This window comes from Lysinibacillus sp. FSL M8-0337 (assembly GCF_038593855.1).
Lineage (GTDB): Bacteria > Bacillota > Bacilli > Bacillales_A > Planococcaceae > Lysinibacillus > Lysinibacillus sphaericus_D.
In genome coordinates this window covers 715167-728360 of record NZ_CP151996.1, presented here as the reverse complement: position 1 = coordinate 728360, position 13194 = coordinate 715167, and the positions used below count along the sequence as shown (strand labels likewise).

Annotated in this window: 13 protein-coding genes; 4 read left to right on the top strand and 9 right to left on the bottom strand. The window is 36.4% G+C overall.

The annotated features are described in order from the left end of the window. Positions 1–13: 13 nt before the first annotated feature. From mgtE to MKY08_RS03230, 5 genes are all read right to left on the bottom strand, one after another. Positions 14–1390 carry a magnesium transporter gene (gene mgtE, locus MKY08_RS03250; protein WP_069510561.1) on the bottom strand — a complete coding sequence of 459 codons (1377 nt, stop codon included), beginning with the start codon at positions 1388–1390 and terminating at the stop codon, positions 14–16. A 226-nt stretch (positions 1391–1616) separates the two neighbouring features. Continuing rightward, positions 1617–2543 (bottom strand): RluA family pseudouridine synthase, encoded by a 927-nt coding sequence (locus tag MKY08_RS03245; protein ID WP_069510564.1) that lies wholly within the window; start codon positions 2541–2543, stop codon positions 1617–1619. Beyond that, positions 2518–3312 (bottom strand): NAD kinase, encoded by a 795-nt coding sequence (locus MKY08_RS03240; RefSeq protein ID WP_024362537.1) that lies wholly within the window; start codon positions 3310–3312, stop codon positions 2518–2520. The genes MKY08_RS03245 and MKY08_RS03240 overlap by 26 nt, the downstream gene beginning before the upstream one ends. Beyond that, positions 3309–3980: a GTP pyrophosphokinase family protein gene (locus MKY08_RS03235; protein ID WP_024362536.1), complete on the bottom strand. Its 672-nt coding sequence runs from the start codon at positions 3978–3980 to the stop codon at positions 3309–3311. The genes MKY08_RS03240 and MKY08_RS03235 overlap by 4 nt, the downstream gene beginning before the upstream one ends. A 63-nt stretch (positions 3981–4043) precedes the next feature. After that, a complete protein-coding gene (locus MKY08_RS03230) occupies positions 4044–4427 on the bottom strand; it encodes a hypothetical protein (protein ID WP_024362535.1) in 384 nt (127 codons plus the stop codon). Between the two features lie 294 nt (positions 4428–4721). Between MKY08_RS03230 and MKY08_RS03225 the strand changes: the two genes are divergently transcribed. The 4 genes from MKY08_RS03225 (at position 4722) to MKY08_RS03210 (ending at position 7598) form a co-directional block, all read left to right on the top strand. Next, positions 4722–5312 carry a CYTH domain-containing protein gene (locus MKY08_RS03225; protein ID WP_069510565.1) on the top strand — a complete coding sequence of 197 codons (591 nt, stop codon included), beginning with the start codon at positions 4722–4724 and terminating at the stop codon, positions 5310–5312. A gap of 33 nt (positions 5313–5345) precedes the next feature. Further along, positions 5346–6137, top strand: coding sequence for a lytic transglycosylase domain-containing protein (locus MKY08_RS03220; RefSeq protein WP_069510567.1), 792 nt, complete (start codon positions 5346–5348; stop codon positions 6135–6137). Positions 6138–6388: 251 nt separating this feature from the next. Continuing rightward, complete coding sequence (locus tag MKY08_RS03215) at positions 6389–6796, top strand: globin (protein WP_024362532.1); 408 nt, start codon at positions 6389–6391, stop codon at positions 6794–6796. Beyond that, on the top strand, positions 6789–7598 hold the full coding sequence (locus tag MKY08_RS03210) for a DsbA family protein (RefSeq protein WP_069510569.1): 810 nt from the start codon (positions 6789–6791) through the stop codon (positions 7596–7598). Before MKY08_RS03215 ends, MKY08_RS03210 begins: the two co-directional genes overlap by 8 nt. A gap of 616 nt (positions 7599–8214) precedes the next feature. Here the strand turns inward: MKY08_RS03210 and pepF are convergent. The 4 genes from pepF to spxA form a co-directional block, all read right to left on the bottom strand. After that, complete coding sequence (pepF, locus tag MKY08_RS03205; protein ID WP_069510571.1) at positions 8215–10032, bottom strand: oligoendopeptidase F; 1818 nt, start codon at positions 10030–10032, stop codon at positions 8215–8217. A gap of 152 nt (positions 10033–10184) precedes the next feature. After that, entirely contained in the window at positions 10185–11303 is a 1119-nt protein-coding gene (locus tag MKY08_RS03200; RefSeq protein ID WP_069510573.1) for a competence protein CoiA family protein, read from the bottom strand. Between the two features lie 188 nt (positions 11304–11491). Continuing rightward, positions 11492–12160 (bottom strand): adaptor protein MecA, encoded by a 669-nt coding sequence (gene mecA, locus MKY08_RS03195; RefSeq protein WP_069510575.1) that lies wholly within the window; start codon positions 12158–12160, stop codon positions 11492–11494. A gap of 429 nt (positions 12161–12589) precedes the next feature. After that, the gene (spxA, locus tag MKY08_RS03190; RefSeq protein ID WP_024362527.1) at positions 12590–12985 is read right to left on the bottom strand and encodes a transcriptional regulator SpxA; all 396 of its coding nucleotides are present in this window, start codon (positions 12983–12985) and stop codon (positions 12590–12592) included. Between the last annotated feature and the right edge of the window lie 209 nt (positions 12986–13194).

Sequence of the window (13194 nt, the reverse complement as noted above, 5' to 3'; positions counted from 1 at the left end):
AAGAAATTGGTTCTTAGCCTATCTGACTTAAAAACATTGTCGCTAGTCCTAAATAAATTAAAATACTCGTAATATCATTTAATGTTGTAATAAACGGACCCGATGCAACAGCTGGGTCAATCTTCATACGGTGCATTAATAATGGGATAAATGAGCCAGCAAGTGTTGCCACTAAAATCGAACCACAAATTGCTGCACCAACAAGCATCCCTAAAATCAATTCACTTTTCCATATATATACAATACCAATAACAATCAGGCCACAAACAATTCCCGTTAAGATGCCAGTACCCGCTTCTCGAAGTAACAGCTTCATTTTGCTATGTTCTTCGACATCACCTGTCGCAATACCACGAATGGCAACTGCAAGTGCTTGTGTGCCACTATTCCCTGAAGTACCTGAAATAAGCGGAATAAAGACTGCAAGCAACGCTACTTTATCTAATGTATCTTCAAACTGCCCCATTAAATTCGCTGTTAGCATACCTAAAAACAATAAAATAACAAGCCAGGGCAAACGTTTTTTTGCTGCTTGCCAAGGATTAGTATCAAATTTATCCATATCGGAAATACCCGCTAATTTCGAGTAGTCTTCAGATGCTTCCTCATCAATAACATCGATAATATCATCGACAGTAATAATCCCCAAAAGCTCACCTTGATCACCAATAACAGGTGTTGCTAGGAAATTATAATCCTTCATAATTTGTGCTACTTCCTCTTGGTCATCACCCACATGCACCATTACAACTCGTTCATTCATAATCGAGCGAATAAGTGTATCCTCATCAGCAATGATTAAATCGCGGAGTGAAATAACCCCTGTTAGTCGATGTGCCTCATCCACAACAAAAATATAATAAATCGTTTCGGCATTTGGTGCCTCTTTACGCAATATCGCCATGGCAGAACGAACCGTCGAATTTTCAGGAATAGCTACGTATTCAGTTGTCATAATAGAACCAGCTGTATATTCATCATAACTTAAAAGCTCATTAATCTCTTCAGCTGTTTCTACATCCATCATGCCTAAATAGCTTTCTCGTTGCTTTGTATCCAACTCATTTAAAACGTCTGCAGCATCATCAGCATACATATGGGACAGCATTTCTGCACCATATGCTGGATCCATCTCAGCTAAATACGCTTTATATTCATCATCATCTATTTCGATTGCCTCAAAAATATCAGCCATTTCCGTCGGAGACAAGTACGAATAGATGATCTTCCTTATATCAGGCTCCACCTTTTCATAAAACGTTGCCTGATCATATGGATGAAGTTCTAAAAACTCATCACGGAATGCGTTAATTTCATTGTTTTCTAGCATACCACGTAAATGTGCCTCGTCGAATTGCACATCATCCTTTTCATTTCTTTCCTCTATCATGCTTGTCCCCTCCTTCCGAGCGTTGAAATTATTTTACGTTCATTGACGCAAATCTACCTTTTATATAATAGTGTGCATGCACTGTTTGTGCAAACTCTTTTTTTAGATAAAAACAACTTTCTTCTTTACTATACCCTACAATTGCTTATTTTTCTGTTAACATGCTATTAAGATACTATTTAATAGTAAAAATGATAAAGAGATGCTCGTTTTTGCGAACACCTCCTCAATTTTTTAATATTTGTTGCATATCATCCTTTAACATACTTGTGAAAGATTGCTTCTCATTTGTTAATGGATGGTGCAAAGACAACGATACACAATGTAATGCTTGCCGATCTATCAAATTACGGCTCCCCCCATATAATTCGTCGCCTATAAGCGGGTGACCTACATAAGCCATATGCACGCGGATTTGATGTGTTCGTCCTGTATGCAATTTTAAGCGAATATGCGTCATCGGTTCACCTTGAACAGTAAAACGCTGTAAGACGGTCACATCCGTATGCGCAAATTGGCCATCCTCCCGTACCTCACGTTCAATAATACTAGATTCTTTTCGACCAATGGGCGCAATGATAGACTGCCTATCCTCTGTTAAATGTCCATGTACAATTGCTTCATATTCACGCGACACATTACCACTGCGTTGCGCTAAACCCATTAAATGATGGATATGTGCATGCTTGGCAATACATAACAAGCCTGATGTATCACGGTCAAGCCTTGTCACAACATGGACGGTGGAGGCTAAACGTTGTTGTTCAAAATAGCCACAAACAAAATTAGCCACACTTTTTGATGGATGCTCACGGGATGGAATTGTACTTTGATGCGCTGGTTTATCAAGCACTAACAAAGCCTCATCCTCGTAAATAATCGACAGCGCACCATATTCAATTGTGAGTCCATCACTTTTCTCTTCTGGTGGGAATTTTATTTCTACCTGATCTCCCTTGTGAAGGGGGTAACGTACATTTTGCTCGATACCATTGACCGATAGTAAGCCCCCATCAAACTTAATAGCTGTTAAAGCACGTTTCGATATTTGCCATTGTGCTAAAGCCTCACGTAGCAATTGCCCATCCTTTTCAGCTTGAAATTGAAGTGTAAAACGTGTATCGCGATTACTCATTTGCAACGAATGACTCATGCACACGTTCCCAAAATGGAAACGGTCTGAAGCGTGCAAAGCGAACCCTTTCATTTGCTACATTGAAAGCAATGGATTTCACATCTCCTTGTGTGACTTGTAGATGATCCACTGTCATATTGAAGTTTTGATCGTTCACTGGGCGTAAAATACAGTGATGGTGAGCTGGTAAAATTAGTGGCGAGCCCACTGTTCGGAAGACGCGATTATTTATAGAAGCAATTTCAGTAATTTGAAGTGCTGCTAATGTAGGATGGATAATGGCTCCCCCTAAAGCTTTGTTATAAGCTGTGCTACCTGATGGTGTCGAAACACAAAGGCCATCCCCACGGAAACGCTCAAACTGATTTCCGTTTAACTCAACATCCATCACAAGGGTAACATCTGGCGATTTCACGGTCGCTTCATTTAGTGCTAAATAAGTATTCGATTCTGCATTATGATGTTCCACTTTTACTTCTAATAAGGGATACTCCACAACATTAAAATCTTTTTTGGCAATCGATAGCACTAATTTCTCTAGTTCTGAAGGTTTCCAATCCGCATAAAAACCTAAATGACCTGTATGAATACCGACAAATGCAACTTGATCTAGCAAATGTGAGTAACGATGGAAAGCATGTAATAGCGTGCCGTCCCCACCTATCGATACGACAATTTCAGGTGTCTCTTCATCGTATGTTAATCCAAAATCTTGCAAATATGTTTTTGCAAGCTCCATTAATTCATTTGATTGTGCATCTCTACGTGATTGAATAGAAAATTTCATTGTGAGTCACGCTCCTTCTCTGATAGTAAACTAGGATTCGATGCCTCTTTAAATTCACTAAAATAGGCTTGTGCTTCTTGAATTTCACTACGAATCGAAGACATTTCTTCATCTAACCGGAAGGCTGCCTCTGCTGCACTTTGTAGACGATTTTTTATTTCCTCGGGAAACATGCCCTTATATTTATAATTTAGCGAATGTTCTATTGATGCCCAAAAATTCATAGCTAATGTACGAATTTGAATCTCTGCTAGCACTACTTTTTTTCCTTGTATGGTCTCAACGGGGTATTCTACAATCATATGATATGAACGATAACCGCTTGGCTTATTATGGGTAATATAATCTCGCTCTTCCACTACGCGCATATCCTTACGTTGTCGAATTAGCTCTGTCACCGTCGAAATATCATCTACAAATTGACACATAATACGAACACCTGCAATATCACCAAGCTCGTCGCCAAGTTGCTTCGACGGTTCAAAGGCTAGTCCTTTTTCTAGCGTTTTATCGTAAATGCTTGCCAGTGGCTTTACTCGTCCTGTCACAAATTCAATTGGTGAATTTGCATTGACAATGCCAAACTGAGATCGCATACCTTTTAATTTTATTTTTAACTCATCTACTGCTTGTTTATAAGGACTTAAAAAAATCTCCCATTGTCCCATCGCTAAAACCTCCCGACATTCGGTATCGGACAAAACCAACACCGACTGTTCGTTTTGTCTTTTTTAATCAGCGAGAACTGCCTTGAAGTGTTGTTCCACTGCTTGAACAAATTCTGCTCCGTAATTGTAATTTCCTTCAATATTATACACGAGCATTTCCAATTCCTCGTAAAAGTTTGTCAGTTCAATTACTTCCCCATCTACTTTTAACATTGGGTTTTGTTTGGCTTGTAAAATATGTACAAGATTGTCCCAACTGTTTTGTGGAAAACGCAAGTAATGATAGTCCTCTCCTGCATCCAGTAAATAGATAAATGCAAAATCATCTGAATCTGCAATTACTTGGGCAGCAGGCTTTAGCTGTAAATTTTTATGATTGTCGTTTAAACTAAAATGAGGTTGCTGATTTTCAAAATAAAATGATTCTATAGTATATATTTTACGCAAATGTGGGTCCCCTTTTCGTCGTTCTCTTCCTCTTATTTTAGCATATGGGGTAAATAGTTGCAGTGTGTAATTGCAAAACAACAAGCAAACTTCGGCTAAAAACCGATTACAACATTCGCTTAATTGCGTCCCGAGCTTTTTCATTTCTGCTTGAAAAAAGCTCCAGTTAAATATCGATGACAACAGTAGGGGTAGAAGCCCCTCCCAATCAAATTATAGTTTGGCAACACACACTTATTAGAAGTAGCGGACTTCCGTTGACGCAAGTAAATTAATAAAAAAGGATGAGCATCTATGGCACAACAACTTGAAATTGAGTTTAAAAATATTTTAACTAAACAACAATATGAGCATTTGCTAGAAGAATTCCAAATCCAAAAAAATGCTATTCATCGTCAAACAAATCATTATTTCGACACCCCTACTAATGCTATTCGAAATTTGCAAAGTGGGTTACGTATCCGCATGATTAACAATTATTATGAATGTACATTAAAAGAGAAAACTTCAAATCATACACATTTAGAAACAACCGATGAATTGACCGCTGCACAAGCTGAAAAAATGCTTGCAGGTCAAGGCTTTTATGCACCAGAAGTCGCCAAAAGACTAGCGTCACACAACATTGCATTAGAGCAATTAGCCGTGTTTGGTTCCCTTACAACGGACCGTGTCGAAATTCCTTATAAAGACGGACTTCTTGTATTTGATCATTCTTTCTATTTGCAGTGTGACGATTATGAGGTAGAATATGAATCAAAAGATGAAATAAAAGGAAAAGCAATCTTCGACGAATTTCTACAGCAATACGATATTGAAAAACAAATTGCTGAAAAAAAAATTGCACGCTTTATGAAAGCTTTACAATCAACTAAACAACAATAATACTTATTACAATACGAAAGGGTGACCAGCTCATTGGATATCCAATCTTTGAAAACAATGCTTGAAATCCAAGCACTACAAACATTAGGCTCTACTGGAAATACTTCACCAAATTCTGTCACAAACAGCAATTCTATCTTTTCTGATATGATTGAAGAAATGTTAGGTGATGCTACAACAACGAACAACGCAAAATTATCTAGCCTCCTTGGCATGAGTTCATCAGGCTCCGCCAACTTTATGGACCAGCTTAGTAGCTTAACAGGTATGACTGGTGGAAATACAAATAATTCGCTCCAATCATTGCTCTATAATGGAACGAATTCTGTGTATATTCCCGCCTCTCTCCAAGCAACATTATCAAACATGCAAGCCAGCACTAAGCTAGATTCCTATGTATCAGACGATGTGATTGGCTCGACTGCCTATGCAAATTCACTTGCTGGAGCCAACCAATATGCCGCTATTATTGATAAGGCTGCGGCTACCTATAATGTACCAGCTAAGCTTATTGCTGCCGTTATCAAGCAAGAGTCCAACTTTAACACATTCGCTGTTAGTCATGCAGGCGCACAAGGCTTAATGCAATTAATGCCTAAGACAGCCCAATATTTAGGTGTAACGAATTCATTTGATCCCGAGCAAAATATTATGGCGGGAGCCAAATATTTACGCCAAATGCTCGATAAATTTGATAATGATCCAACACTGGCTTTGGCCGCTTATAATGCTGGAGCTTCTCGCGTAACAAAATATAATGGCATTCCACCATTTAAAGAAACGCAGAATTATGTCAAAAAAGTGATGAATTATTACACTGTTTAAATCGCATAAAGCCTGTAATTACAGTCCTTTTCAGCAAATTTCACCCTCGTTGGTGAAATTTGTGCTTTTTATCGAAAACATTTCCAAAGTGCTCTTTGTTTGTGTAAACGAATGGACGTTGATAGAATGAAGGTAGTCACAAGATATTCACATTTTTCAATTCAACAAAGTATTAGATAAAATGGTACATGAACATATTAATTTGTACTTTACGATATACTTCTTATAAAGAATAAAAGGAGCATTTACTTATGAGTCGAAAATACACTGTTCCTTATGAGGAGCTTGGAGCTGAAAAACTTTCTGAACTCATACATGCGTTCTATAAAAGAGTTGCACAGCATCCTGATCTTATGCCAATCTTCCCTAAAGATTTGACAGAGACAGCCCGCAAACAAATTCAATTTCAAACACAATATTTAGGGGGTCCAAATCTTTTTACAGAAGAGCATGGACATCCAATGATGCGAGCGCGTCATATGAATTTTCCAATCACACCTGATCGTGCCCAAGCTTGGCTAGAATGTATGGCCGAAGCGATGGATGAGGTTGGTTTGGAAGGGAAGTTCCGTGAAACCTACTACCAACGTTTAGTATTAACAGCTCATCACATGATTAATACACCTAATGACGATGAGGGGGAATTATTACGTGAATAATATTCAAATGTTGCAAGAACCAACACCAACGATTTCTACTGCCAATAAGCCAATTGAATTGTATATTTTCGTAGATCCACTTTGTCCTGAAGCTTTTAGTATGCAATCCATCATTCGTAAACTCCAACTAGAGTATAATCATTATTTCTCATGGCGCTTTGTGTTAAGCACAGAGCTCTCTTCACTTAATTGTTTGAGTAAGCGCATGAAAGGCTGCGAATCAGGTATTGAACTGGATATTAATCACCCTGTGTTACCCTCTATTGCCATAAAGGCGGCAGAATTACAGGGTAAACGTTCAGGCGCTCGTTATTTGTCAAAATTACAAGAATATGTTTTGCTGAATTATCAGGATGTTAATTCCTATGCAACGCTGTTAAAAATTGCAGAGGAAGTACAGTTAGATATGAATGAATTCACAGTCGATTTCGGTTCAAAAGAAGCTGCACGTGCATTCCAATGCGACCTTTATATAAAAAGAGAAATGGAAGTTGATGAAGTACCTAGTATTGTATTTTTCAATGAGTGCATTGAGGATGAAGGGCTTAAAGTGAGCGGTAGCTATGACTATGGAGTTTATGAACATATTTTACAAGAAATGATGAATGAACAGTTAATTCGCCAACCGTTACCAACTATTGAAGAATTATTTTTAAAGTACCATACACTTTCTACAAATGACATAGCCTTTATTTATTCCTTAACAGAACAAGCAGCAGAACGTGAATTAAAAAAACGTATGCTACAACAAAAGATTGAACGTATTCAAACAGATCACGCTACACTGTGGCGTATTAAATAATGCAATTATACTTTTATTCCAAAAGGATAGGAACTCAACCATTCTATAACTGAGTCCTATTCTTTTTTTTATGTCATAACGTCATAATCTTTGATTATAGGAAGTGCCTATTGTAGGTCAAAGGCAGTGCGTCTAAAACATTATATGAAGGCAACAAGATTCCATCTTTCGTCTTATCATTAAGTGAATATCAATCTATCCACCTTAGTTAAAAAAGACGCTAAGAAAAAAACTACAAAAGACATGGATTATATATAGAATTAGCAGGAAAGAACTATAATAAAAGAGGCGCCACTATCCTCGACAGATAGAGACGCCTCTTTTTCACAAAGGGGATGGGAGAAATGTTCACGTTCAAACAAAGGGGTGTATGTTTGTTTTGTGATTTATTTCACAAGATTCACTTTATCATGGAATAATAAATTTAGCAATGTATCCTGCTTTAGATTCACAAATTTGTCATATAGAAAGCGATTACAGTACAGTATTTTTTCAAGATGGAAACTTTTAATCATTTGTAAATCAAAGAAAAACATTATTATTTACTTTTTTCTTGAAAGCCAATTTCTGCATAAAATAGAAAATGGCTGTAGTAATGTTACTACAGCCATACCTATTAATTATTCAACAATAATTTTTCCAATTCATTTAAGCGTTGTTCAAATACTTTACAAGCATCATCAATTGGTTTTGCTACATTCATATCAACACCTGCAGCCTTAAGCACTTCAATCGGGAAATCAGAGCATCCAGCTTTCAAGAAGTTATTAATATAACGTTCTACAGCAGGGGCGCCCTCCTCTAATATTTGCTTACTTAATGCCGTAGCTGCGGATTTACCAGTAGCGTATTGATAGACGTAGTAATTGTAATAGAAATGTGGAATGCGAGCCCATTCCAAACCAATTTCCTCATCAACTACCATATCCTCACCGAAATATTGCTTATTCAAATTATAATACACTTCCGTTAAACGTTCCGCTGTTAACGATTCTCCGTTTTTATCCATCTGATGAATTAAATGTTCAAATTCTGCAAACATTGTTTGACGGAACACGGTGCTACGGAAACCGTCCAGCCAATGGTTTAATAAATATATTTTTTGCTGCGGATCTTCTATTGTTTTCAACAGATAATCATTCAATAGTTCCTCATTGCATGTAGATGCCACTTCTGCCACGAAAATGGAATAATCTCCGTAAACGAAAGGTTGGTTATTACGAGTATAATAACTGTGGACACTATGCCCAAACTCATGCGCCAATGTAAATAAATTATCCACATTGTCTTGCCAGTTCATTAAAATATAAGGATTCGTACCGTAAGCACCTGATGAATACGCGCCGCTACGTTTACCTTTATTTTCCTTAACATCAACCCAACGATTATCGAAACCACTTTGGACAATTTCTTGATATTCTTTACCAAGTGGAGCTAACGCTTTCACTAAAATATCTTTAGCTTCCTCATATGGAACTTTCATATCTACTTCTTGAACAAGAGGTGTAAATAAATCCCACATATGCAACTCATCCACACCTAATAACTTTTTACGTAATGCAATGTAACGTTGCATAGTTGGTAGATGCTTGTGAATAGTCTCTACTAACTGATCGTAGACACTTTCTGGGATAAAGTTATTGGACAATGCCGCATGACGCGCCGATTCATAATGACGCACACGTGCACTCACATTGTGTTTTTTTACATTACCTGTCAATGTAGCAGCAAATGTGTTTTTAAAATGACCATACGTTTCATACATCGCTTTAAATGCTGCTTCACGTACGGATCGATTTTTACTTTCTAAAAACTTAATGTAATTACCATGTGTCAGTTGGACTTCTTCCCCATCCTCATTTTTAACTGTAGGGAAAACTAGGTCCGCATTATTTAACATACTAAATGTATTCGAAGCAGTACCTGTCACTTCTGCCATTTGTGCAAGTAACGCTTCTTGTTCTGCTGGTAAAACATGTGGACGGGTCATTGAAATTTCTTTTAATGATTGCTTATATAATTGCAAATCCTGATTATCAGCTAAATAGGATTCAATTGTTTCTTCGCTTAGTGATAAAATTTCAGGTGTTAAAAATGAAAGTGCTGCTGAAATATTTGTCGCTAACGTTTGAATTCGACTATTCATATCTTGATAAAAACTATTCGTTGTATCTTGATCATATCGCATATGCGCATACGTATAGAGTTTCATTGTACGTTGATAAATTTTATCGTAATAAGTTAGTACAGCTAATAAGGCATCTGCACCATTTTTTAAAGTACCCGCATAGCTAGATGCCTCTTTCGAAAGTTCTGCGACTTTCTTAAATTCCTCTTCCCATAGTGTATCCGTTGCAAAAATATCTTCCAATCGCCAAGTTAACTCTACCGGTATTTCATTTCTCATTAAAACTCGATTATTGTTACTAGCCATGAGCCAGCCCCCTTTATATATGACTTTCCTGTACTCTCATATTTTCTCAATATATTGCGACAATTGCAAATAATACCCTGTAGCTCAACTCATCAAAATCCCAGTTTGATTATCCATAGCGATACATGAGCTCCTTACTTCCATAAAGGGATTTAAACAGATGGTTGATTGTACAAATTGGTATATACTCGCTTCCATATCGCACTAGCGTAATCTTTTCCAGAAAATCTATGACCTAACAAGTTTCCATAGTTTTCAACAGCTTGCACGCCCAATTCTGTTGGCTCTACATTGAGAAGCTTTAGAAACAGTCGAATATCTTCTTTTCTTAACTCATACGGTAGCAACTGTCGTTTCCTGCAAAAATCTAATAAAATCACTTGCCATTCAATTGAGAACATCGGAATAGCCTGTGAATTTTTAACAGGTATACCAATGTAATGTGGCAGTGCATTCAGAGGAAAATTTTGCTCATAGCAACTACGTAGAAAACGATCTTGAACTCCCTTTCGACTTCGGAATAATTTTTGCATTACATACTGTTGACCCCATTTTATATACATCTCCTTGTATATAGTAAATGATTCATGTGTAATCGGCTTTGGCTCATAAAATGGGAATTGCTGATTGTTGAGTGGAATAGAGAGTACTTTCGCTATAAAAGTTTGCCCGTGAACATAAAGTAGATTCGTCCAATAATTAAATTTTGCTGCTCTCGCATCATATGTAACTAAATACGGCATATTGTTGGATGAATAAGTAATTGCATTTTGATGGATAGGGGAAATTCTAATTTTTTGAATAGCATTTGTAGTATATTTTTTCTGTGGTGTTTGAAAAAGCCATAATGCTTGAATGTTATGCTTTTCATATCCTTCTGTACGCCGTTGCCAGTTTTCTTTTGTTATCGAACTACATTGATATTCAATGGCAATCCGATGATGTTCACCTTGCAGTAGTAAATCGGGCCTTTGTGATAGCTTTCTTAAAAATGGCTCCAGCTCTACTGTATGCCCAAGTGACTGCAACCATTCAAATAATTGAATTTTCCCTTGTAAATGGAGCTTGGATTCCCCTTCCGCAAATTGATGATGACAATCATTAGTAATATGTGCAAAGTGCGGAATAATCTGCTTACCAATTTTTAATTGTACAGGCTGTTGACATTGTGGACAAAAAAATTGTAATTGCTGACGAAATTGTCGTAAAGCTTGTCTCGAATGTTGATAGGAAATAATTAACTGCTGTTTGTCTGTATAGGCAATAAGCATGTTATCCTTCTCCTTTTTGCCTCATTGTAGTAAAGGTTTTTCTATACGCCAACTAATGATGTGCTTTTCTTTGAAAATTGATTTTTCTTTCCCTCATTTATCTCAAAACGTAAAAAAAGACTGTAGTCTACTCAATTTTGAGTATATCTACAGTCTGAAAGCTCCTGAGAGTCAGAAGCATGAAGATGTTAACTAAAATATTTTCGTACAGTTTCAAAGCAATCGTATTCCATAATTTTTTCGCCATATTCTTCAAGGCGATGAATTGTGAAATTAGAAGGGCTTAAAAACTCTTTAATAATCGCGTTTTTATCATGACGATTTAAATCATCGTCTGCATTCGCAAAGTCTACTACAAGATAGTAACTACCTTCATATTTGAATAATGAGGAATCCACTAAGTCATCTGTCATCCGTTTTGCAACGGGGATTAACTCATCAATATCTTTAAATTTATAAACATAAATGTCTGTATCCATAAATAACTCTGATTCATCCATGTCACCAAATTGAGTTAATTGACTAAGAAGATCCTCTCCAACTTCGTCAAATGGGGCAAACATACTTTTTTGTTCATCAAAATTTGAATGACCATCTAATGTTTCACCGTCTTTTAAAATATGTGCACGTGTGACAATGATTTCTAAGCCTACTTCTGACGCATTGATATGAATCCAAATCGGACCTTCTACATCAAAATAATCTTCAGTGTTCACTTCATCAATCATATCCCAAAAAAGTTGTTCACCCTTTGCTCGGTTGTACCAAATTTCTTCACGACTATAGCCGCGATCCTCTATATCATTGTACGTAATAAAGAGCTTGAGTGTATTTTCATTTACACGTTCGATGTCCACTAGACCTCATCTCCCTTCACTGTCATTTGTCGAAAAACAGTATTATTTCATTAGTATGCTTTGATTCATTGTTTTTAACCTTCATACTCCTTTGTTTTTCAACCTTTGACCACACTACAGAAAATCATCGAGCAACCGCAATCGTATTTTTTGGTCACAGTTGTCTCTAATTCTATTGTATGCTGTTCTTTCATAAAATGAAAAGGATATACACCGTTTCAAAGAAGATATTTGAATAATTGAAATTGTAGTAAACTATTTGTATTAAATCAAGTTTAACATACTTTTACGGAAATATATGACTTTTACCTATTAAATATTAGTTTTGAATGCAGGTTTTTACATAAGTAAAGCATAAAAAATAGATGTCACAACATGCATTTGCATTTGTAACACCTACTACATCATTCTATGCAGTCTAAGTGGGTTTTAGTTCACCATACGCTGTGCTTCTTGTAATTGATAAGCTCTAACCTTACGCGGTAAAAATCGTCGAATTTCATCTTCGTTATAGCCTACTTGAAGTCTTTTCTCATCTAAAATTATTGGTCGGCGTAATAATCCAGGATATTCTTGAATTAATTCATATAAGCGTTGTAAAGGTAAGCTTTCAACATCTACATTCAATTTTTGGAATATCTTAGAACGGGTAGAAATAATTTCGTCTGTTCCATCCTCCGTCATTCGTAAAATCTCTTTAATTTCACTAATGCTTAACGGTTCAGAAAAAATATTACGTTCTGTATAAGGAATTTCATGCTCCTCTAACCATGCTTTTGCTTTACGACAAGACGTACAACTTGGTGATGTAAATAAAGTAACTATCATACTGACACATCCTTTCTATTTGTATTCGTTATCTATAAACCAATTTCTTAAATTAGAATTAATGTAATGTAAATCTACAGTTCCATTATACAGCACTCTGCTGTATTTGAATATAGTTCCAAGGAAAAAAAGAATAAAGGATATATGACTTTGTTACAAAATATTCTGTCTATTAATACTACCTTAATGTATTCAATAAAGTATTC

Bases quoted from the DNA above. Each gene is read 5' to 3' on its own strand.
- MKY08_RS03225 (WP_069510565.1), top strand. From the start codon at position 4,722: ATGGCACAACAACTTGAAATTGAGTTTAAAAATATTTTAACTAAACAA.
- MKY08_RS03240 (WP_024362537.1), bottom strand. From the start codon at position 3,312: ATGAAATTTTCTATTCAATCACGTAGAGATGCACAATCAAATGAATTA.
- pepF (WP_069510571.1), bottom strand. From the start codon at position 10,032: ATGGCTAGTAACAATAATCGAGTTTTAATGAGAAATGAAATACCGGTA.
- MKY08_RS03245 (WP_069510564.1), bottom strand. From the start codon at position 2,543: ATGAGTCATTCGTTGCAAATGAGTAATCGCGATACACGTTTTACACTT.
- MKY08_RS03235 (WP_024362536.1), bottom strand. From the start codon at position 3,980: ATGGGACAATGGGAGATTTTTTTAAGTCCTTATAAACAAGCAGTAGAT.
- MKY08_RS03215 (WP_024362532.1), top strand. From the start codon at position 6,389: ATGAGTCGAAAATACACTGTTCCTTATGAGGAGCTTGGAGCTGAAAAA.
- mgtE (WP_069510561.1), bottom strand. From the start codon at position 1,390: ATGATAGAGGAAAGAAATGAAAAGGATGATGTGCAATTCGACGAGGCA.
- MKY08_RS03200 (WP_069510573.1), bottom strand. From the start codon at position 11,303: ATGCTTATTGCCTATACAGACAAACAGCAGTTAATTATTTCCTATCAA.